22 protein-coding genes and 1 pseudogene are annotated in these 20,493 nt (G+C 73.5%); 8 read left to right on the forward strand and 15 right to left on the reverse strand.

Features of this window, described 5'->3' with window-relative positions:
• Positions 1 to 3: 3 nt before the first annotated feature.
• The 8 genes from ACIQU6_RS19065 to ACIQU6_RS19100 form a co-directional block, all read right to left on the reverse strand.
• Positions 4 to 1,374 (reverse strand): YcaO-like family protein, encoded by a 1,371-nt coding sequence (locus tag ACIQU6_RS19065; protein WP_403482793.1) that lies wholly within the window; start codon positions 1,372 to 1,374, stop codon positions 4 to 6.
• Entirely contained in the window at positions 1,371 to 2,876 is a 1,506-nt protein-coding gene (locus tag ACIQU6_RS19070; protein ID WP_403482794.1) for a CocE/NonD family hydrolase, read from the reverse strand. The genes ACIQU6_RS19065 and ACIQU6_RS19070 overlap by 4 nt, the downstream gene beginning before the upstream one ends.
• A complete protein-coding gene (locus ACIQU6_RS19075) occupies positions 2,873 to 3,769 on the reverse strand; it encodes a hypothetical protein (protein ID WP_403482795.1) in 897 nt (298 codons plus the stop codon). The genes ACIQU6_RS19070 and ACIQU6_RS19075 overlap by 4 nt, the downstream gene beginning before the upstream one ends.
• An 81-nt stretch (positions 3,770 to 3,850) precedes the next feature.
• Positions 3,851 to 3,988 (reverse strand): streptamidine family RiPP, encoded by a 138-nt coding sequence (gene amiA, locus ACIQU6_RS19080; RefSeq protein WP_403482796.1) that lies wholly within the window; start codon positions 3,986 to 3,988, stop codon positions 3,851 to 3,853.
• Positions 3,989 to 4,064: 76 nt separating this feature from the next.
• On the reverse strand, positions 4,065 to 4,925 hold the full coding sequence (locus tag ACIQU6_RS19085; RefSeq protein ID WP_403482797.1) for an ABC transporter ATP-binding protein: 861 nt from the start codon (positions 4,923 to 4,925) through the stop codon (positions 4,065 to 4,067).
• Between the two features lie 124 nt (positions 4,926 to 5,049).
• On the reverse strand, positions 5,050 to 6,090 hold the full coding sequence (locus tag ACIQU6_RS19090; protein WP_403482798.1) for a FecCD family ABC transporter permease: 1,041 nt from the start codon (positions 6,088 to 6,090) through the stop codon (positions 5,050 to 5,052).
• Positions 6,087 to 7,067: a FecCD family ABC transporter permease gene (locus tag ACIQU6_RS19095; RefSeq protein WP_403482850.1), complete on the reverse strand. Its 981-nt coding sequence runs from the start codon at positions 7,065 to 7,067 to the stop codon at positions 6,087 to 6,089. Before ACIQU6_RS19095 ends, ACIQU6_RS19090 begins: the two co-directional genes overlap by 4 nt.
• Before the next feature lie 17 nt (positions 7,068 to 7,084).
• On the reverse strand, positions 7,085 to 8,077 hold the full coding sequence (locus ACIQU6_RS19100) for an ABC transporter substrate-binding protein (RefSeq protein ID WP_403482799.1): 993 nt from the start codon (positions 8,075 to 8,077) through the stop codon (positions 7,085 to 7,087).
• An 88-nt stretch (positions 8,078 to 8,165) separates the two neighbouring features.
• Here ACIQU6_RS19100 and ACIQU6_RS19105 point away from each other — a divergent pair, with 88 nt between their 5' ends.
• From ACIQU6_RS19105 to ACIQU6_RS19115, 3 genes and pseudogenes are all read left to right on the forward strand, one after another.
• Positions 8,166 to 9,401, forward strand: a complete 1,236-nt coding sequence (locus tag ACIQU6_RS19105; protein WP_403482800.1) for a hypothetical protein — start codon at positions 8,166 to 8,168, stop codon at positions 9,399 to 9,401.
• Positions 9,402 to 9,498: 97 nt separating this feature from the next.
• A pseudogene (locus ACIQU6_RS19110) lies at positions 9,499 to 9,876 on the forward strand (Ada metal-binding domain-containing protein); the annotation flags it as partial.
• 68 nt (positions 9,877 to 9,944) lie between these two features.
• Positions 9,945 to 10,163 (forward strand): hypothetical protein, encoded by a 219-nt coding sequence (locus ACIQU6_RS19115; protein ID WP_403482853.1) that lies wholly within the window; start codon positions 9,945 to 9,947, stop codon positions 10,161 to 10,163.
• A 77-nt stretch (positions 10,164 to 10,240) separates the two neighbouring features.
• On the opposite strand, the gene ACIQU6_RS19120 is transcribed toward ACIQU6_RS19115, so the two are convergent.
• Both ACIQU6_RS19120 and ACIQU6_RS19125 read right to left on the reverse strand, forming a co-directional pair.
• Entirely contained in the window at positions 10,241 to 10,624 is a 384-nt protein-coding gene (locus ACIQU6_RS19120) for a winged helix-turn-helix transcriptional regulator (protein WP_403482801.1), read from the reverse strand.
• Between the two features lie 69 nt (positions 10,625 to 10,693).
• On the reverse strand, positions 10,694 to 12,289 hold the full coding sequence (locus ACIQU6_RS19125; protein WP_403482802.1) for an FUSC family protein: 1,596 nt from the start codon (positions 12,287 to 12,289) through the stop codon (positions 10,694 to 10,696).
• A gap of 132 nt (positions 12,290 to 12,421) precedes the next feature.
• Here ACIQU6_RS19125 and ACIQU6_RS19130 point away from each other — a divergent pair, with 132 nt between their 5' ends.
• On the forward strand, positions 12,422 to 12,883 hold the full coding sequence (locus tag ACIQU6_RS19130; protein ID WP_403482803.1) for a MarR family winged helix-turn-helix transcriptional regulator: 462 nt from the start codon (positions 12,422 to 12,424) through the stop codon (positions 12,881 to 12,883).
• Between the two features lie 211 nt (positions 12,884 to 13,094).
• Here ACIQU6_RS19130 and ACIQU6_RS19135 read toward each other — a convergent pair whose 3' ends face one another.
• The gene (locus tag ACIQU6_RS19135) at positions 13,095 to 14,159 is read right to left on the reverse strand and encodes an RICIN domain-containing protein (protein ID WP_403482804.1); all 1,065 of its coding nucleotides are present in this window, start codon (positions 14,157 to 14,159) and stop codon (positions 13,095 to 13,097) included.
• A gap of 367 nt (positions 14,160 to 14,526) precedes the next feature.
• Here ACIQU6_RS19135 and ACIQU6_RS19140 point away from each other — a divergent pair, with 367 nt between their 5' ends.
• Together ACIQU6_RS19140 and ACIQU6_RS19145 are read left to right on the forward strand one after the other, a co-directional pair.
• Positions 14,527 to 14,934 (forward strand): hypothetical protein, encoded by a 408-nt coding sequence (locus tag ACIQU6_RS19140; RefSeq protein WP_403482805.1) that lies wholly within the window; start codon positions 14,527 to 14,529, stop codon positions 14,932 to 14,934.
• 91 nt (positions 14,935 to 15,025) lie between these two features.
• Positions 15,026 to 15,436, forward strand: coding sequence for a hypothetical protein (locus tag ACIQU6_RS19145; protein ID WP_403482806.1), 411 nt, complete (start codon positions 15,026 to 15,028; stop codon positions 15,434 to 15,436).
• A gap of 56 nt (positions 15,437 to 15,492) precedes the next feature.
• Here the strand turns inward: ACIQU6_RS19145 and ACIQU6_RS19150 are convergent, their stop codons facing one another.
• Positions 15,493 to 16,689, reverse strand: a complete 1,197-nt coding sequence (locus ACIQU6_RS19150) for a winged helix DNA-binding domain-containing protein (protein WP_403482807.1) — start codon at positions 16,687 to 16,689, stop codon at positions 15,493 to 15,495.
• Positions 16,690 to 16,762: 73 nt separating this feature from the next.
• Positions 16,763 to 17,482: an NADPH-dependent F420 reductase gene (locus tag ACIQU6_RS19155; protein WP_403482808.1), complete on the reverse strand. Its 720-nt coding sequence runs from the start codon at positions 17,480 to 17,482 to the stop codon at positions 16,763 to 16,765.
• A gap of 156 nt (positions 17,483 to 17,638) precedes the next feature.
• Here ACIQU6_RS19155 and ACIQU6_RS19160 point away from each other — a divergent pair, with 156 nt between their 5' ends.
• Both ACIQU6_RS19160 and ACIQU6_RS19165 read left to right on the forward strand, forming a co-directional pair.
• Positions 17,639 to 18,598, forward strand: coding sequence for a helix-turn-helix transcriptional regulator (locus ACIQU6_RS19160; protein WP_403482809.1), 960 nt, complete (start codon positions 17,639 to 17,641; stop codon positions 18,596 to 18,598).
• A 142-nt stretch (positions 18,599 to 18,740) separates the two neighbouring features.
• Complete coding sequence (locus tag ACIQU6_RS19165) at positions 18,741 to 19,265, forward strand: GNAT family N-acetyltransferase (protein ID WP_403482810.1); 525 nt, start codon at positions 18,741 to 18,743, stop codon at positions 19,263 to 19,265.
• A 6-nt stretch (positions 19,266 to 19,271) separates the two neighbouring features.
• Here the strand turns inward: ACIQU6_RS19165 and ACIQU6_RS19170 are convergent, their stop codons facing one another.
• Both ACIQU6_RS19170 and ACIQU6_RS19175 read right to left on the reverse strand, forming a co-directional pair.
• A complete protein-coding gene (locus ACIQU6_RS19170; RefSeq protein WP_403482811.1) occupies positions 19,272 to 19,988 on the reverse strand; it encodes a hypothetical protein in 717 nt (238 codons plus the stop codon).
• A gap of 119 nt (positions 19,989 to 20,107) precedes the next feature.
• Positions 20,108 to 20,437: a hypothetical protein gene (locus ACIQU6_RS19175; RefSeq protein WP_403482812.1), complete on the reverse strand. Its 330-nt coding sequence runs from the start codon at positions 20,435 to 20,437 to the stop codon at positions 20,108 to 20,110.
• Positions 20,438 to 20,493 lie beyond the last annotated feature (56 nt).

Here is a 20,493-nt window from a genome sequence, read left to right on the forward strand (position 1 = left end):
CGCTCACATGTGGGGCGGGGGCGCGAGGGTGAAGTCGTCGGGGAGGGCGGGGGCCTCGGTGCGCCAGCCGCGGGCCAGGGCCGTGTCGGCGAAGCGCGGGCACCCCAGGTAGGCGAAGGCGGCGGGGGCGTTGGGGATCAGCCCGGAGACCAGGACCCGGGCCACCCGTAGGGGTGTCTCGGCGATGTCCTCGGTGGTCAGGTCGAAGGTGAGGACGCGGTGGCCGCGGGCGGCCAGGCGGCGCTCCAACTGGGCGCGGCCGCCGGCCGCGATCTCGTCGACGGGGACGACGCCGAGGGCGGGCGCGGTGAAGCGGGCGGCCAGCGGCGCGGTGCGCGGGTCGAGCCACACCTGGACGTGGGCGCCGAGGTCGCGGACCCGTTGGAACTGCGGCCCGCAGTCGTCCAGGTAGCGCCGGTCGGCGCGGTGGCCGAGATAGAGGCCGGGGGCGAGCATGCCGGCCTCGACGGCGCGGAAGACCCAGCCGTCCGCGTCCACCGCGCCCTGGGTGAAGACCCAGGTGTGCACCGCCTCCAGGACGGCCTTGCGGGCCGCGTCGGCCGGGTCGTAACGGCAGGCGAAACCGGCCGCGTACAGCCCGCGTTCGGGATCGTGCGCCAGCGCGGCCATACAGGGCGCGAACTCCGACGGCAGCTCCACGATCCACACGTCGAGGCCGCACCCGGCCAGGTCGTGGGCGAGGCCCGGGACGCTGGCCGGGTCGATGCCGCGGGTCGGGCCGTCGAGGTGCCACCACAGCTCCAGGGCGTCGCGCTCGACGACCTCCAACAGGCCCCGCTCGACGGCGTCGTCGAGGCCCTGGCCGGTGGCGATGCCGGCGTAGTTGAGGTGGTGGGTGCGGGGGAGCGAACGCCGTTCGCCCTGGCGCCAGTTGAGATGGGTCAGGGCGACCGGGGCCCAGCACTCCTGGCCGTTCTCGGTGCCGCGGGTCCACAGGGCGGGGGTGTCGGCGTCGAACCGTCGGTAGGGGAAGTCGGGCCGGGCGTACTGCCAGGCGGCATACCTGGGCAGGTCGCCCGGGCCGTAGATCCGTTTGCCCTCGGTGGCGAGTTGGTCCGCGGTGGCGCGGCGCGGGGCGTCGGGGTGGCCGTCCGGCGGGAGGCGGTTGCCGCAGTAGCGCTCGACGGCCTCGGCTATCGCCGCGGTCCGGGCGCCGTCCGGGTCGCCGAAGGTGGTGCCGAGGGAGACCCGGTCGGCGGGCCAGGCGCCGAACCGGCGGGCGTCGGAGACGTCGGCGGTCATCGCGGTGTACCGGGGCGGCGCACCGGTGGGGTGGTCGACGGGGGCGACGGCGCGGATCAGCCCGCAGACCGGGTCGACGAGCGCGTCGAGGGGCAGCGGCGGGGCGTTCAACGGCAGATCTCCTGTACAGGGTCGATGGCTCGGGCCCGGCCGGTGTGCAACAGCAGGGCACTGCCGGCGAGTTGGACGGTCCGGTGGGAGGCGAGCAGACGGGTGGCGGCCACCGGGTCCTCGCCGGTGTGCGGCTGGCGGACGTGCGCGGGGAAGTGGTGCCCGGCGATCTCCATGCGCAGCCGGGTCCCGGCCGGCAGCCGCCGTGCGGGGCGGCCGAGCGGAACGGTGAACTCCGCTACGGTGCCCGGCGGATCGGTACGCCGGACCGCGCCCAGGGCCAACGGATCGGCGCGGCCGTCCGGGGTCAGCGCCACGACCCGGACGATCCAGTCGGCCGGTGCCGCGTCCGCCACGGTGGCGAGCCGGGCCTCGGCGGTCCCCAGCAGGTCGAGCGGCCGGGGCAGGGGAGGGGTGACCAGCAGGCACCGGTCGGGGGTGCCGCTGTCCGGGACGTCGAGGGAGTCGGAGCGCACCGGGCGCGCCGGGTCGGCGACGAAGTCGGTGCCGCGCAGCGGCCGCAGACCGGCCCGCGCCCCGAACCGCCACACCCGCGCCTCGGTCCGTTCGTCGGCGCGGAACCACACCTCGCTGCCGCCGAGCGCGAGCGCGCCGCGTGACGGCGCGGTGAGTCGGCCGGCGAGGGCGGCACGGGCGAAGCGGGCGTACGCCTCACCGAGAGCCAGGCGGTGCCCGGGGCGGGCCTCGGTGCCGGGCTCGGCGGTCAGGCCGTGCCCCCAGGGGCCGGTCAGCAGCCGCGCCGGTCCGCCCCAGGCGCGCCACAGGCGGTGGGTGTCGTCCGCGAAGGGGTCCCGGGTGCCACCGACGGCGAGCAGCGGCACGGTGGCGCCGCCGGCGTGCCGCAGCAACGGGCCGGGCCCTTCGGGGTCCCAGAGCCCCGGCCACGAGGGCAGGTCGCGGCCGAGGCGGGCGGGGAGCGTCGCCACCGGGAGGTGGTCCAACAGTCCCGGGTCGATGGCCAGGGCGCGGGACAGGGCGTCCGGGTCGGAGTCGGGGCGGTCGCCGTGCGCGGCCCACCAGCCGGCGCGGCCGAACAGCCGCTCCGGGCCGAGCGGTTCGCGGGCGGTCTCGGCCGGGCCGAGCGCGGGCACGGCGGCGATCACCGCATCGGGCCGGTCGGTGGCGCCGGGGTCCACGGCGGTGGCCAGGGCGCAGTGCGCCGCGTAGGAGCCGCCGACGGCGACGATCCGCCCGTCGCACCACGGCTGGGACCGGAGGAACCGCAGCGTCGCCGCCCCGTCCGACGCCTCGTCGCGGTACGGCTCCCACCGCCCCTCGGACCCGTGCCGGCCGCGGACGTCCTGGACGACGGCGGCGAAGCCGCGGGCCGCCCAGCCGCACAACTCGGCGTGCTGGGCCCGCCGGTCGTAGGGCGTGCGGATCAGCACGGCCGGGTGCGGGCCGGGGGCGTCGCCGGGGAGCAGGACGTCGGTGGCGAGGCGGGTGCCGTCACCCATCGCGAGCGGGTGGGTCGCGATCATCGGCCGCTCCGGGTGGGGAGCGGTGCGACCTCGGGCACCGGGAGGACGGGGTGCTCGGTCACGCGGAGGTCGCGCAGGTCCAGGCGGCGCAGCCGGCGCCGGACGGGCAGCGGCCCGCTCCCCGGGGCGTCGGCGGCCCAGGCCAGCAGGTCGCCGACGAGCAGCGCGGCGATCAGTGCGGCGGACGCATCGGTGCCCAACGTCCCTGTGTCCGGGGTGCGTTGGCCGTCCCAGTACGCGGACAGCTCGCGGTGGGCGGGAGTGGCGGCCAGGCGGCGCAGCCGGACGTGTGCGGAGGTGACGTCGCCGGGCCGGTCGGCCAGCGGCTCCAACCAGACCTGTGCGCCCTCCCGGTGACAGCGCAGCCAGGCGGTGTGGCGGCCCGGGAGGAGATCGGCCTCGTCCCACAGCCCGTTGGGCACCGGGTGGTCCAGGCACCAGACGACCGCCACGGGGTCCGCCCGGCGCGGGCCGCGGTTCAGCCGGCCGATGTCGGCGGGCTCGATGCTGCGGGCCGCGCCCCCTTCGGCCCGTACCAGCCGGTGGAGCGGCGTGGTCAGCGCGGGATCGCCGAGGAGGAACACGGTGCGGCCGGCGAGCCTGCCGGGCCGTGCGGGCCCCTCGTCGCGGACGGGTTCGGCATAGCCGGCTTCCCTGAACGCGGCTATGAGCGCGGCCAGTTGACCATCGGGTGCGGACGCGGGTGCCGCCTCGGTTTCGGTGTCGCTCTCGGCGTCGGCTGGCCGCCCGGACAGGGCGTCGAGCAACCGCTCGCGCCCGGTCCGGGCGGTGTCGACCCGGAGGAACTCCCCATCGGCGGTGTGCAGGGCGAGTCCGGGGCCGGGAGTGGTGATGAGGCTGACGCCTGGGACGAGCTGGGTTGCGCTGGCCACGGGGTCTCCTGAACCGGGAAGGGGTGGGAACAACGGGGCGGGCCCGTCCGGATGAGCGCCGGACGGGCCCGCTGCGGTGACTTACTTGTCGCCGTCGGCGCCGGCCGAGGCCGCCTCCTCGTCGAAGGGGTTCTCGACGAGGGCGTTGGAGTGGGTGGCGGAGAGGTGGGCGAGCTGGCCCGGGTCGGCGATCGGGGTGAACACCTTGTGCTGCTCCATCAGTTGAGCCTCCATACGGTTGGGTTGCTGCGCCGGCGGGGTGCCGGTGCGCGATCCACATTAATGAAAACGATTGTCATTTCGCAATAATTTTCGGGGAGGAAAGAGGGTGATCCGGGTAACACACCGGCCAACCCCCTTCCGGGTCACGCCCCACTCGTCCCACCACTCCCAGCGCATCCGCCAGCAGTTGGGGCGTCACCACCGCCTCCGGCGCGCCGTCCGCGACCACCACGCCGTCCCGCAGCGCCACGATCCGGTCCGCGAAGCGCGCCGCGTGCCCGATGTCGTGCAGCACCATCACGACGGTGATCCCGCGCTCGGCGCGCAGCCGCACCACCGTTGACAGCACCTCCAGTTGGTGCCGCAGATCGAGATAGGTGGTCGGCTCGTCCAGCAGCAACACCCGGGTGTCCTGCGCCAGTGCCATCGCCAGTCGCACCCGCTGCCGCTCACCGCCCGACAACGCCTCCACCGGCCGGTCCGCCCACTCCGCCACCCCGACATCGGCCATCGCCCGCGCGGCCACCGCGTCGTCGCCCTCCCGCAGCATCCCCAGCGGGCCGCGCGCGGCATACCGTCCCTGGCGGACGAGTTGGCGCACCGTCATGCCGGGCACGGCGGGCGCGGACTGGTGCAGCAGGGCGACCCGGCGCGCGGCCGCCCGCCGGGACAGCCCGGCCACGTCGGCACCGTCGAGCAGCACCCGCCCGGCGCCGGGCCGCAACAGCCCCGCGCACAGCCGCAGCAGGGTGCTCTTCCCACACCCGTTGAGACCCACCAGTGCGACCAACTCGCCGCCGGCCAGCTCCAGATCGACACCGCGCAACACCTCGCGACCGGGATAACCGAACCGCAGTCCGGCGATGCGTATGCCGCCTCCTGCCTGGCCGTCGCCGGCCTCACGCGCCGTCCGCGCTTCCGTATCCGTCGTCATGGCGTCCTCGACTCCCCGCGATCCCCGGCGGGAACCGCCGTGTTGGTTGGTTGCCGACCTGGTCGACTTGGTTGGTTGGGCTGACAGAGCTGACTGGCCGGCTCGGCCGGCTCGGCCGCTGGTCTCACTGCTCGGTGTCGCCCCGTCGTCGGGCGACGACGAGCAGGAGCAGCGCGCCGCACCCCGTGGTGACGGCGCCCACCGGCAGGGTCAGCCGGTCCGACTCCAGTACGTGCGCCAGCACTTGGGACAGCCACTGCGCCGCCGCGTCCGCCCAGCCGACCACGGCCGCGCCCAACAGGGCCGCGCCCGGCAGCGCGGTCCGCAGATCCGCGCCGAACAGTGCGAAGGCCAGATGCGGCACGAGCAGCCCGACGAATCCGAGCGCCCCCACGGACGACACGGCGCCGGCCGTCAGCGCCACCGCACACACCAGCGCCGCACCCCGGGCCCGGCCGGGCGCCAACCCGGCCGCCGCGGCCTGCTCCGTACCGCAGCGCAACAGTGTGAGGGGCCCGCACAGCAGCCAGGCAAGCACCGCCCACACCAGCGTCCAGGGCCACAACAGGCCCCAGTGGGCCCAGCCCCGCCCCTCGGTGGAGCCGACCAACCACTGGACCACGCTGCCCAGTTCGCCCGGCGCGACCAGCAGTACCACCGCGGTCAGCCCGGAGAGGACGGCCGAGGCCAGCACCCCGTAGACCGCCGCGCGTGCCGGATCGCCCTGCTCGCGGCCGGCCAGCAGCCACAACAGTCCCGCGCCCGCGAACCCGCCGACTCCGGCGGCCACCACCACGGCCGCGGGATGCTCCCACCCCGCCAGCCCCAGCCCGGTGGCGAGCACCGCGCCCAGCACCGCGCCGGGGGAGACGCCGGTGACCTCCGGCCCCGCCAGCGGATTGCGCAGCGCGGACTGCAACACCGTCCCCGCCAGGCCCAGCGCCGCACCGGCGCCCAACGCCACCAGCGCACGCGGCAGCCGCAGTTGCAACACCACATGGCGTGCCCCGGCATTCCCGCCGCCGGCCAGCACCTGCCACACCTCGCCCGCCTCCAGCGCCCGCCCCGCGACCAGGCCGGCCGCCCCGGCGCCGAGGACGAGTAGGCCCAAGGTACCGAGAAGCAAGGCAATATGACGGTTCGTCGACCGCATCATCGTCCTCATCGGACCGCCACCTTCGCCGCCCCACGGCGTCCGCTCCGCAGCAGTACCACTCCCGCAGGCACCCCGAGCAGCGCCGTCCAGGCACCCACCGGCGTCTCCACCGGCGCCAGTGCCAGTCGGGCCGGCAGATCGGCCAGCAGGACCGTGAGGCCGCCGAGCGCCGCGGACCACGGCAGCCAGGTCACGGCGGTGGCCGCCGGCCGGAGCCGCCGGGCCAGATGGGGCGCCAGGAAGCCGACCCAGGCAACCGGTCCGCACACCGCGACGACGGGGGCGATGAGCAGCGCGGCCAGCGCCAACGCGGCCAGCCGGGCGTAGCGGACCCGCACTCCCAGGGCCCGCGCATCGTCGTCGCCCAGGCGCAGCACGGACAACACCGGCGCGCACAGCACCAGGGCGGGCAGCGCGACCGCCAGCCAGGGCCCGAGCCCGGTGACGTCGTCCCAGGTGCGCGCGGACAGACTCCCCAGCAGATAGCGGTAGATGAGCTGGAGGTCCAACTGGTCGGCCAGCACCATCAGGACCAGCAGTGCGGCCTGCAACCCGGCGGTCACCGCCGCACCGGTGAGCAGCACCGCCGACGGGCTCCGCCCCAACCCCCCGGCCACCAGCGTCAGCAGCCCGCCGCACACCGCGCCGCCCAGCGCGAGCAGTGGTGCGACGGACGCCGACACCGGCAGCGCCAGGACGAGCGGCGCGGCGACCCCCAGCGCGGCGCCGGAGGACACCCCGAGCATCTCCGGCACGGCCAACGGATTGCGCAACGCCTCCTGGAGGACCAACCCCGCGGCGCCCAGACAGGCGCCCGCCACCAGCGCCAACACCAGCCGCGGCAACCGGAGTTCGCCGACCACCACCCCCGCGAGATCGTCCCCGCCGAGCACACCGGGCAGCGCGTGCGGCGGTACGTACGGGGTGCCCAGGCACAGCGCCGCCGCCGCGCCCGCCAACAGGACCGCGCCCAGGGTCGCGGTCAGGGTCAGTCCGCGCCGGTTCACCGCAGCGCGGCCGTGGCCTCGTCGAGCACGATGCCCAGCGACCGGGTACCCCGGCCCTTGGCCCACACCTCGGGGTCGACCTCGATCACCTTGCCGTTCCGCACGGCCGGGATCCTCGACCACAGCGGGTTCTTGGCCAGCTTGTCGGACAGCCGCTCGCCGGGCTTGGCCGGCCCGCCGAAGGAGAGCGTCTCGACGAACAGCACATCGACGTGGTGCGCCAGGATCTCCTCCATGCTGTAGGTGCCGTCCACGCCCCGGCTCCGCCACGGGTAGCGCGCGATCTTCGGCAGCAGCCCGGCGGTGACGTCGGTTCCCGGCGTGGCGACGCCGAAGTTCTCGTCGCTGCCGAACATCACCAGCGCGGTGCGCCCGCTCGGCGCGGCCTCGGCGGCCGAGAGCTTCTTCCGGAACGCGCCCTCGGCCCGCTCGCCCTCCGTGGTGCGGCCGGTGAGCGCGGCCAGGTTCCGCAGGTAGCCGACGCTGTCCTGCCAACTGTCCGGCTCCACCGGCCAGAACGTCGTCGCGCCCTTCAGCGCCGGGGCCAGCTTGCCGTGGGTGTCCTTGAGCCCGATGACGAGATCGGGCTCGAAGGAGAGGATCGCCTCGGCCTCCGGGCTCAGGAACCCGCCCGGGACGACCGGGATCTTGGCCGCCTCCGTCGGGCCGAGGAACTTCTCGTGGGCCAGCAGCCGCGAGTTGCTGGCCACCGGTCGCATGTCCAGTTCGGCGAGCATGTCGTCGCACAGCGCGACCAGGCAGACCACCCGCTTCGGCGGCCCGGGCGTGTGGACGGTGACGCCCTTGACGTCCGTCACCGTCCGGGCCGACTTGATCGGCTCCACCGTGACGGCGGTCCGGCCCCCGGGTCCGCCGCCCGGATCGCCCGCGGACCCGGAGTCGGCCGCGGTGCCGCACCCGCCCAACAGGCTTCCCACCACCACGGCCACGGCCAGCCGACGTATGCCCCACAGCGCTCTGCGTGCCATCTCTTACCCATCCCTCCCGATACGACCAACGACGTCAGGAAACATGATAATCATTATCAAAAGCCAGTCACGCCCCGGAGGTCACCCCATGCCACACCACCCCCGCCTGCTCGTCGCCGACCATGTCGCCGGCACCCTCCGCGTCCTCAACCTCCCCGACGGACACGAGAGTTCGGTGCTCCACGGCCGCCACCTCGCCGAACACGCCGGCTTCCTCGCCCTCCCCGGCGCCCGCGCGGCCTTCGTCGACGACCGGGCCGGCGAACTCGTCGTCCTGGACCCCTACGGCCCGGACGAGGGCCGACCCCTGATCGCCGCGACCGCGCCCGTCGCGATCCCCGCCGAACACCTCGCGGCCGACCCGACCGGCCGCCACCTGGCCGTCACCACCGGACTGGGGCGCAACGAGGCGCCGTGGTCGGACCTCCTGACCGCCATCGACCTGCACGCCCCCGGCGGCCCGGCCACCGCCCGCCACCGCACCCGCCCCGGCGAACCCGGCGTCACCGTCCTCGGCACCGACGACCCCCTGGTCGTCCTCCGCCACCGCGAACCCGGGCAGTTCGCCGCCTACCGCCATGCCGCCCTGATGGCCGCCGCCCCCTCCTGCCCGCCCGCCGACCCGCACGCCACGCTCCCGCTCGCCGACGACGACGGACACGGCGACGCCCACGACCCGCGCACCGGCCGGCTGTTCGCGGCCACCGGCTCCGGCGTCCACCGCCTCCGCCACGACCGCGGCCGCCTGATACCCGAACCGTCCCTCCCCTGGAACGGCCCCGGCCGCGGCTACTACCTCCGCCTCGACCCCGTCCGACGCCAACTCTGGTCCGTCGTCCGCAGCGGCCCGCCCCGGCCCGAACGCTGGCCCGACTGGCACAACCACGCCTGGTGGCACCAGCTCGACACCGGGCGCATCGGCCGCGTGCCGCTCGGACCCGGCCTGGTCTTCCGCCTCGCCGTCGCCGCCCACCACGTGGCCTTCGCCCGCGTCCACCCCGACGGCGACGAACTCCTGCTGCTCACCCCCGGGCCGCACCCGGAACCCGCCGTCACCGCACGCATCCCCCTCCCGGCCATGGCCGGCGCACCACGCCCCGGCGGCACCCCCTGGGACGGCGTCCAACGCCGCGCCATCGCCGCCTCCCCGGCCTCCCCGCTGATCGCCGTCACCCGCGGCGGCCACGGACAGATCGAACTCATCGACGCCGACCACCCGGAGCGCCGCACCACCCTCGGCGTCCCCACCGCCCTGGACGAGGGCGGCCACCTCGCTCTCCTCTGCCCCGACGACCCGGGGAGCGGTGATCCGGTGGGACGTTGAGGGGCAGTGGGGTCGGCAGGCGCCCGGCAACCCCGGCGGGCGCCTGCATGTCCGATAGCTGCCAGCGACCGACCACCCCCGCTGCGAGGGTTGTGGGGTGCTTGATTTCGAACGCTGTTGGCGGGCAACGCTGAGCCGGGACACCCGTTTCGACGGGCTGTTCTACTCCGCCGCCGTCACCACCGGCAGCTACTGCCGCCCGAGCTGCCCCGGCTGCCCCAAACGCCAGAACGTCCGGTTCTACCGGAGCGCGGCCGCCGCCCAGGAGGCCGGATACCGGGCCTGTAAGCGATGCAACCCGGACGCCAGCCCCGGCTCGCCGGAATGGAACCTGCGGGCCGATGTCGTGGGGCGGGCCATGCGCCTGATTGCCGACGGCGTCTGCGACCGCGCGGGCGTCGCCGGACTGGCCACCCAACTGGGCTACACCGCACGGCACTTGCACCGGCTGCTCACCGCCGAGGTGGGCGTCGGCATGACCTGGCCTCCCGCGCCGGCCGGTTCCCCGGCCTGCGGCACCGCCTGGGAGCCCTGGCCGGCGACGTGGGCACGGGCGACGTCAACGGCACGGCGGCCACCCTGCCGGCGCCCGTGCGCGACGGGTTCCGGGCGGTGGCCCACCACGCCTTCGCCACCGGCATGCGCACGGCCTTCCTCGTCGCCGCCTGCGTAGCGCTCCTGGGCACCGCCGCCAGCCTGGCCCTGTTCCGCCAGCCGCAGTCCGACACGGCACCGCAGTCCGCGGGTGGGCAGCCCGGGTAGACGGTGCGGTGGACCAGCCCGTCGTCCTTCAACCGACCGCGGCCTGGCTGTGCTCCCGGTCGGCGCCCCGGTTCCGGCTAGCCCCGGTCGGCCGGGCGGGCGTCGTACGCGGCACGGGCCGTCTGCACGCGGGCCGCGTTGGTCTTGGACCAGTCGGCGATGGCGGTGGTGAGGGCTTCCGCCTCGCGGCCGAGGTCGGTGAGCGCGTACTCGACGCGCGGCGGGATGACCGGGTAGACGGTGCGGCCGACCAGGCCGTCGCGTTCCAGGCCGCGCAATGCCTGGGTGAGGGACTTCTGCGTCACGCCCTCGACGTGCCGGCGCAGTTCGGTGAAGCGGAGCGGTCGGTCGTTCCGGCCCAGCACGCCGAGGACGTAGAGCGACCACTTGTTGGCCAGGACGCTCAGCACCGTGCGCGACGGGCAGTCCTTGGCGTACGTGATCTTCGAGTCGGTATCCATCGGGTTCCGCGCTCACCGGACACCAACCCCGCAGCCTGCGCACCTTCGTCACCGACCACGTCGACGCCTTCAAGTAACCCTCGCCTTCGACTCGGGCGCGCGGCCCTCCGCCGTATCGACAGCCGTATCGATGGCCGTATCGACGGGTGCACCGGCTTCGACGGACGGGAAGACCTCCGCCATCCGGTCAACTGCCGTGCCGACGGCCCGGAGTGCGGCGGAGGCAGGGCGCTCGCCGTCCGGGGGCGGGGGCGGCAGCGGCCGGTGGCCGTCGCCCGGCCGGCGTCCCAGGGCGCGGCGCAGCTCCGTGAGGTTGGCGGCGACCGCGGCGCGGAGGCGGAGGTGGTGCGGGCCGGCCGCCGCACCGGACCCGTCCGCGGCGGGGGCGGCCAGCACCCGGACCGGTTCGGCCAGGGTGCGCAGGGCGTCCACGGCATCGGCCGGGTGCGCGGCGCGGGCCGTGCGGGCCCGTCGGCGCAGCAGCGTCCGGTGCAACTCGGCCGTGCGGGCCACCTGTTCCAGCAGCGCCAGGTCGGTGGCGAACCGCGCGCCGTGCTCCGCGCACCGCTCGGGCTCGTGGCGCACCGCCCGCAACAGGTCGGCCAGCGCGGCGAGTACCGCGCCGAGGCGCTTGCGGAGCACGTCCGCGGAGCGCACCGGAAGCACGAACCAGTGCGCGGCCGCCGCGAGCAGCGCCCCGGTCGCTATCGCCGCGAGCCGCACGCCCAGCAGTTCCGGGCCGCCGGTCTCCCCGAAGTAGGAGTACAGCAGCGCCAACACACCGGTGACGCAGCCCGCCCAGTAGGCGTAGGTGAACTGGCGGAGTACGGTGCCGATGCCGAGCAACACGAAGATGGCCACCACGTCGGCGGTGGCGTGCCTGGGGAGGAACGAGGCGACGACCGTGACCGCGATGGTGCCGGCGGTCGCCCCGGCGAACCGCAACGCGGCCTTGTGCAGCACGTCGCCGCGCCCGCGGTTCCCGGCGGACACCACATACGCGGTGATCACCAGCCAGGGCCAGTGCCGCCCGAAGAGCAGGTCGCCCACCAGGAACGCCGCCGCCAGCGACAGCCCCATCTGCACCGCCATCCGCGTACTGGCCGGCAGGCCGCGCCAGCCCGCCTTCCGCGGCGCGTCCCGCCGTTGTGGTTCCGGCGCGGGGCGCGGTGGGGGAGTGGCGTCGACGAGGCCGAGGCGCCGCGCGACGGTCTGGAGCAGGGCCACCCACCCCCAGGCCAGCACGGCGATCGGCGCGGACCACAACACCGTCCAGACACCAACCGGCCCCGGGACAGGGGTCACCAGCACCGCGATGAACGGCATGGCCATCCAGGCACCCGCCCGCGTGGCCACCGGTCCGAAGCGGCGCAGCCAGATCGCACCGGACAGGGCCAGCGTGAACACGGCCTTGCCGACGGTCGGCAGGTGCACCAGCAACTCGCCGACGCCGCCCGCGACGACGGCGAGTACCGGCATCGTCACCAGCCCGGCGAGCCGACGGCGGCGCGAGGCGGCCCGCTCCGTCCGGGCCGCCGTCAGCGACAGCGCCACCGCCAGTACCAACACCCCCGCGCCCAACCGGAACGCGTGCTCCAGCGCCATCGCGGAGTAGAAGGTCGCGACGACGGCCGTCATGGCGACGGCCGCATGCACGCCCTCCATGCGGAGCCGAGCCGAGAAAGTATTACGCACTGCGTAGGAACTCATGCGCCCCACCCTTACATTTCCGGTGCTGTAGACTGGAATTGATCGTCGACAGTCGAAGCCTAGCGGGGAAATAGTAAGAGGGTGCGCATGAAAAAGGCGAAGGGTTTCCCGCACGACGGCACGGCGTCCGCGGCGTCGGACTCCGCCGTGGCCGAGTTGCGCGGCGCGGTGATGGCGCTGGCCCGACGCATGCGCACCGAGCGCGGCGACAGCGCGCTGCCCGTCACCAAGCTGCTCGTGCTGGCCCGCCTCAGCCGGCACGGCCCGGCGACACCTGGGCGCCTCGCCGCGGCGGAGCGGCTCCAGCCGCAGTCCCTCACCCGCACCCTTGCCGACCTCGCCGAGCAGGGGCTCATCGTCCGCACCCGCAGCACGGGGGACCGCCGTCAGCAGACCATCGCGATCACGGACGCCGGGTGCGCCGCCCTGCGCGCCGACGTCACCGCCCGGGACACCTGGCTCGCCGGCGCCCTGGAGGAACTCAACGAGACCGAGACCGGAGTCCTGCTCCTCGCCGCGGGGTTGCTGCACCGCCTGGCCGATGCCTAGGGCGCTTCTGACGGATCTCCGCGGCGTCGCGACGTAGCGGACGTCGACGACGAAGCGGTGGTGGGACGGAGGCGCAACCGAAGAGGGGCCCGCTCGACGCGCGAGCGGGCCCCGGGGCTGATGCCGAGCGCGTTGCGTTCTCAGCGTTCAGCGTTCCTCGTTCGGTGTTCTTCGTTCAGCGATCAGCGTTCTTCGTTCGACCGTGGTGGCCTCAGCCGTTGCAACTGGTGAAGTCCGGGCTGGTCTTCGCCATGTAGATGCTGGACCGGCCCTGGTCGTCGTTCTTCAGCGGAACGGTGACGGTGTCCTTGGCCTTCCACGGGAACCCGTTGGCGTCGAAGGTCCACTCACCGGTCACCTTCGTCGCCAGCGTCGACAGCGCCACCCAGCCGTACTGGCGCGACGGAACCTCGATGGTGAGGCTGTTGCCGAGGTCCTTCTTCAGGTCGTAGCTGACTTGGCCGTTGAGGGTCAGGCTGACGCTTGCCTGGACGGGGCTCTCCGGGCCGGTCCCGATGCCCGAGGTGAAGCTGACGCCGAGCAGGCTCGACCAGCCGGAGGAGGTGTTCAGCGAGAACGTCCAAGGCACCGGCGCTTCCGTGCCGTTGTACCAGACGGGGGAGACGCACTGCTTGGGCAGCGGCTCGGCCGGTGCCTGGGTGCCCTTGGTCCAGAAGCAGGTGGAGCCGTTCTTCTGGCAGCGGGTGGACGCGTAGTCGACCGCGGCCTTCAGCGCCGCGTCCCGGGCGGTGCCGGGGAGCTTCCACTGCTGGGCCTTGCTGCCGTTGCAGCCGTAGGTCTGGGTCCAGGCATCGTTGTACTGCGCGCCCAGGACCACGTCGATGCACTTGTTGTCCCCGGCGTTACGGATCATGAAGGTGTCCGTGGTGCCGTCGACGGGCTGGAAGTACCAACGCTGTGCGGGCGATCCGGAGCAGGTCCGCTGCTTGAGCGGGAGCCCGACCTCGATGCACTTGCCGGTGTCCTCGTTGGCGATGGTGAAGGACGAGTCCGGGCCCTGAAGGCGGGCCTGCCACTTCTGGTGGTAGCCCGGCGCGGAGTTGGTGACGATGAAGACGCCGTCGCCGCCGTTGCCGTTCTGCACGTCCAGGTTCCGGCCGTTGTTGGCGGAGGTGAACGTCAGGCAGGACAGGCCCGAGCAGTTGTCTGCGGCCTGTGCGACACCGGCCTGGGTGGTCAGGCCCAGGGTGATGCCGAGAACGGCTATCAGGACGGTTAACGCTCTGTGGAAGACCGCTGATCTGTGCGGTTTCACGCCAGAACAACCCCCTCTTGTCTGGTTCGGAGTGTCGGTGGTGCAATCCACCGTGTTGAGGAGAGTATCCGCAACTGGCGATCTTGAGGAGGGGGTTGTCTGTCACAGTCGGGTGGTTGGACGGGCCGGACGGTGGGGACCGCGCGTGCCGCGCACCGGGTCGAGTGCCACTCCGCATCGATTCGCCTCACCCGTCGCTCTCCCGCGCGCACCACCGCACGCAAATCCGGGACAATGGCGAGGACGGCCCGGGGAGTCCGGAAACCAGGGAAATCGAGAGCCCCGCGCCCCCGGCGGCCGATTGGATTCAACTCCCCTATTTCTACTAGAATTTGGGGTGCACCAAACGAGAAAGGGGCGCGCCGATATGGCTGTCAAGGAAACCATCCAGGTTGATGAGTCGCAGAAGGATGAGCCGGGTGTTCAGGAGGTAGTCACTCCCGTTCCGGTCGGAAGTCAGATCGTCAAGAAGGCGACTTACTGGCGTTCGGTTCTCCAGGACGACCTCAACCCCGAGGTGACGGACGGCGTCACGACGGTCAGGTTCGCGGTGCCCGCGATGGTCGACGAGGAGTACGAGACCGGCGAGGCGAACGAGGACGGCACCAAGGAGATCGGCGTCCGTCAGGTGCTCGACCTCAAGTGGTACGAGGCCGACCTCGGCGCCGAGAACGTGGCCAAGCTCCAGGAGGCCGTCAAGTCCTTCGTGGCCGTGGCCCGCGACTCCGAGGCCCCCGCTTCGAAGCCGGCGCGCAAGAAGCGCACGGCCAAGTAAAGCAAAGATCGTCAAGAACGCCCCCTCGCCGAGGGGGCGTTCCCTTTCTTGCGCCGTCGGGCTCGGCGGTGGAAATGCGAGTGTTACGAGCGTGCTGAAGCGACTCCTGCCAATTGGCTTTCTTGCCTTCTCCGTTCTGCTCATGGGGTGTGATGTCGTCGGCGATGCCCGCCCCTCGGGCCCGCCGACCACCACGGCGACCCCTGCACGGGCCGGCACGGAACTGGCCGCCCGCTATCGCCGGGCAGGCGGCGACGCGGACATCTATGGCATCCGGCACGCGAAGGACGAAAAGGGCTTCCCCGTGCTGAGCGTGTGGACCCACAAGAAGGGCGGATACGAGAACTTCGGCGACATCGCGGAGTCGCTCACCCTGTTTCTTTCCAAGGAAGGCGTCCGCCTCGACCGGGGCTATCTCCTCAACGCGTACGCGCCTGACGGGACCCGTCTGCACAATCTTGACACCGTTCCGGAGCGCATCTGGCCGCAGCCAAGCGCGTGATCGGCGCGCGGTCCGGTCGGGCGCCTGCCGTGCCTGCCAGACACGGCTGAGCTCGGTCAGATGGCGGCGAGATGGCGTTCGAGGGGCGTGCGGTAGCAGGGGGTGACCCGGGTGCCGTCGAGGAAGGCGGTCAGGCGGTCGATCTCGTTGCGTATGGCGGCGTGGGCTTCGCGGCCGGGGTCGGTGAGAAGCCGGTGGTTGAGGTGGCCTTCGGGGTGTTGGGCCCAGGCACCGACGATGCGGCCGTTCCACCAGACGGTCGGGCCGATGTTGCCGTTGCGGTCGAAGAGGGCCTTGGTGTGGTCGGGGTCGAGGTACCAGTCACGGTGGCGCCAGCCCATCGGCGTCGGGTCCAGGCCGGGGAGGAGGGCGGCCGCCGGTTCGGGGGCGGTGGGGGTGTCGAGGTCCTCGGGGAGGAGGTAGCCGGTGCCGTGGTCGTCGAGGTCGACGGCCTGGGCGCCGGCGGCGGCCAGTGCCTTGCGGGCGTCGGTGAGGCCCCAACCCGTCCACCACTTCAGGTCGTCCACGGTGATCGGGCCGAACGCCTTGAGGTAGTGGCGGGCCAGGGTGGTCTTCGCCGCGCCCACCGGTATCTGCGGCAGGGGTCGGGCCGGCGCCCACCGGAACTGCGCGGAGGTCCACGAGCCGGCCGGTCGGGCACGACGGATGCGGCCCTCCGCGGCGAGCACGCCCAGGACGGAGCTGCTAACGCGCTGCCGGGACTCGTACGGCTTGCCGGGAGAGGTGACGATCTGTTCACGCAACGCCGGTATATCCGCGGCGAGTTGGGCGGCGGTGGCCGCGCCGCGGGCCACGAGGGCGGCGAGCGTGGCCTGTTCGGCGGCCGCGTAGCGGCGCTCGTCCCAACCGACCGCGTCACGCAGTCTGGCGAGGGTGTCGGCGCGGTGCCGGCGGATGTCGCGGACGGTCGCGGACCGGACGGCCGGGGCCAGGTACGCGGGGAGGACGAACATGGTGCGGCGCATGCACCGGATGCGCTCCAACGGCGGCGTCCCGTCGGCGCCCACGGTGGCGTCGTCGGCGTAGAGCGCACGCTCGATGGTGGCGACGGTGGGCCGGTGCATGCGGGCGGCCGTGGCGAGGAAGACGGTGGCGGGGTCGGTGGCGTGCAGGCCGACCAGCGCCTCGGCGACCGCCTCGGGTGTCCGCACCCGGCCTTCGGGCGCGAGGAGTTGACGGTGTATGAGGCGGGCGCGGCGCTGGCCGGCGGTGATGCGGGGCAGGACGGTCATGGTCGCTCGCGGTAGGGGGAGAGGGAGGGGGAGGGGCGGTGGGAGGGGCGGTCTGGTGCGCCGCGCCCGGCGGTCAGCGGACGACCTTGATGCCGAAGTGGCCGCCGAACTGCTGCCCCAGGCCGAAGCCGATGGCCGAGTGCAGGTGCGCGTACATCTCCATGCCGCGGGCGCACACCAGCGGGCCGAGGTCGAGGACGTCCCGCCAGCCGTAGGACTTCAGCAGTTCGGTGGCCCGCCGCTTGGCGTCGGCGTGGTCGCCGGCGACGAACATGGTGTGGTCCCCGTCGCCGACCGACTGCGGGTCCACCACGGTGGCCTGCTCCTGGGTGACGAAGGACTTCACGACCTTGGTGTCGGGCAGGGCGCGTTGGATCCGCTCGCCGAGGCTGTCGGTGTCGCAGGGGTCCAGCTTGGGCATCACGCCCCACGGCGTCGGCCAGGGGTGTTCGCTGTCGTGCTGGTAGACGAAGGGCACGGCGTAGTCGATCAGGGTCTTGTCCGCGAGGGCGCCGGCGATGGGGGTCAGGGCGGCGACCGCGTTGTGGCCGTCGATGCCGTTGATGACCGGCCCGTCGGCGGTGGCCGCGGCCTCCCCGAAGGTCAGCAGCGTGACGCCGGGGTGCTCGGCGAGGAACTGCCGGAAGGGCGGGTTGCCCATCATGTCGGGCTCGGTGCGGGCCAGCGTGGCCTGCGGATCGCGGGTGCCGACGGCCACCTCGTGGCCCAGCTCCAGCAGCTTGGCGATGTGGGAGCGGGCGCCGCCACCGGTGCCGAGAACAGCGATCTTCATGGGAAGTTCCTCCGGATACGTTCTGTTGTGACGCGTTGCGTTGCGTTGCACACGCGTCATGTCATGCGATGTCGCGTGATGTCCCGTGCGGACCTCACCCACGGTAGGAGGGATTCCGGACAGCCCCTGTCCTTTGACGCCGGCATCATGGAATTCATGACGAGCGACATGACCGGCCGCATGCTGCGGCTGCTGTCCCTGCTCCAGACCCGGCGGGAGTGGTCCGGCGCCGATCTCGCCGAGCGACTGTCGGTGACCGTGCGTACCGTCCGCCGTGACATCGACCGGCTGCGCGCGCTCGGCTACCCCGTCGACAGCGCCCGTGGGCACGCCGGCGGTTACCGCCTGGCCTCCGGCAGCGACCTGCCGCCCCTGCTGTTGGACGACGAGGAGGCGGTCGCCATCGCCGTCGCCCTGCGCACCGCCGCCGGCGGGCTGACAGGGATCGAGGAGACCGCCCTGCGCGCCTTGGCCAAACTGGAACAGGTGCTGCCGCGTCGCCTGCGCGGCCAAGTCACCGCCCTCCAGGCATCCGTTGCGGGCATCGCGTGGGAGTCCCGCGGGCCCCGCGCGGACCCGGGCCTGCTCGCGACCCTCGCCGTGGCCTGTCGCGACCACGAGGTCGTCACCTTCGACTACCGCGCCCGCCACGGCGGCGCGGCCCGGCGCCGGGTGGAGCCCTGTCATCTGGTGGCGTCCGGCGCCCTGTGGTACCTCCTCGCCCACGACCTGGACAAGGATGACTGGCGCCTCTTCCGCCTCGACCGGATCGCGGATGCGGCGCCCACCGGGCGGCGCGTTCCGCCGCGCCCCGTCCCCGGCGACGACCCCGCCGCCTACGTCGCGAGCCGACTGTCCGCCGCCCCCACCCGCTACCGCGCCGTCGCCACCGTGCACGCCCCCGCCGAACACGTCCGCGCCCACACCCGCGGCCTGGCCACCCGTATCCGCCCCGTCGACGAGCACACCTGCCGCGTCGACGCCTCCGACGACACCCTGCCGCGCATCGCCCAGACCCTCGCCGGCCTGGACTCCGCGTACACCCTGGACGCCGACCCCGAAGTCCTCGCCCATCTGCGCGACTTCGCCCACCGCACCCTGCGCGCCACGGGGTAACTCGCCGGCCACCCGAGTGCGCGACTCAACCTCCGCCTCCGCGAACGCAGTTGACGGTCCAACATCCGAGGAGTGAGGTGACCGCGGGGGGAGAGGTCGCAAATGCGTTGGTCCTTGCGGCCGGCTTCCCTACGCTTCCGGGATGGCTACCTCGCTCCGCCTGGCGGAGATCACCCCAGACAACTTCGACGCCGCCATCGCCCTGGAAGTGCGCCCCGACCAGGGCCATTTGGTCGCCCCGGTGGTCAGGTCACTCGCCGAGGCGTATCTGCATCCCGGCGTCGCCTGGCCCCGGCTGATCCTCGACGGCGACCGGCTCGTCGGCTTCCTGATGGCTTTCTTCGCCATCGACTTCGCCGACGCCGACGCCGACGCCGACGCCGACGCCGACGCCGACGCCGACGCCGACGCCGGCGCCGGCGACGGCACCGACATCCGCTCCGGGCTGTGGCGCCTGAACATCGCGGCCGGTGAACAGGGCCGCGGATACGGCCGGTTCGCCGTCAAGGCGGTGGCCGCCGAGGTCAAGCGCCGTGGCGGCTCCCGCCTGACGGCCAGTTGGCATCCCGGCGACGGCGGCCCCGAGGACTTCTACCTCTGCCTGGGATTCCGGCTGACCGGGGAGATGAGCGGCGACCAACGCGTCGGCGAACTGGAGCTCGCCTGACCCGGATCAGGGGCCCTCGCGGTCCGTCCCGCCCAGCGCCCGGCGCACCGCCGTGGTGACCGCGCCGTTGCTGGTGACGACCGGGACGCCGGATGTCGACGCGATCTCGTCGACCGCCTCCAGCGCCCGGAAGTTGGTGCAGGAGACGAAGAGCACCTCGGCGCGGGTCCGTTCGACCAGTTTCCGCGCGCGGTCCGCGATCTCCCGCGGCGCCGGCCCGGCGAGGTCGAAGCAGTCCCGGACGCCGAAGCCCTCGATGCCCAGGATCTCCAGGCCGCCGCCGCTCAGGCTGGCGCGGATCTTGGTGTTGAGCTCGTCCACGTACGGCGTCAGCACGGCCACCCGGTGGCGGCCGGTCGCGGAGAGGGCGGCGCTCACCGACGCGATCGTGCTCACCGCGACGCCCCGGGTGCGTTCCGCGATCCTCGCGCAGAGGTCCCGGTCGTAGTCCGGGCCGCGCAGCGCGCCGGCGCTGGTGCAGCCGAAGACGGTGACGGCCGGCCGGACCGAGGCGATGTCCTCGATGGCCTGGGGCAGATAGGTGTCGAGCATCGCGGCCTCGGCGTCCTCGGTCGTCTCGACGAGGTGCATGCGCGCGCAGTGGACCTCGGCGATGCCCGCGAGGCCGTGGCGCAGGTCTCGCTCCATCACCGTGTTCGAGGACGGTATGAGCAGGCCCACGCGCGGTAGCGAGGGCCGCGGGGGCGTTTGGGTGGCCGGCATGGCGGTGTCGTCTCCTTCCGAGGGGAGCGGGGACGCGGTCCCCTGATGCGTAAGTGTGCGCGGCGGCGAAGGCCGGTCAAGGGTCCTCGTCGCGGTCGATCGCCGCGGGGCGCGGGCCCTCAGCCCAGACGGTCCGCGCCCACCGCGGTGGCCGATTCGTCCAGGACGGGGGCGGTGACGGGCCGGGGGTTGCCGTCGAGGTCGAGGACCGGGGCGGCCTCCTCGTACCAGGACTCGATCACGGCGTCGCCCCAGAAGCCGCGGCGGCGGTCGTCGTGCACGTTCCAGCGGTACGTCACGTGGTCGGGGTCGCCGGTGTGGTCGTCGGAGGTGTAGATCTCCACGCGATGGCCGTCGGGGTCGCGCAGGTACGGGTAGCAGGCGTTGGAGTCGGTGAACAGGCGCTTGGCGGTCTCCGGCGCGATGTCCATGGTCGTGCGCGACGGCACGTTGTAGGCGACGATCGGGAGGCCGGGAACTCCTCGGCCACCGTGGCGTACCACTG

Origin of the sequence: Streptomyces sp. NPDC090442, assembly GCF_044769405.1 — a bacterium.
In the GTDB taxonomy this organism is placed as follows: domain Bacteria; phylum Actinomycetota; class Actinomycetes; order Streptomycetales; family Streptomycetaceae; genus Streptomyces.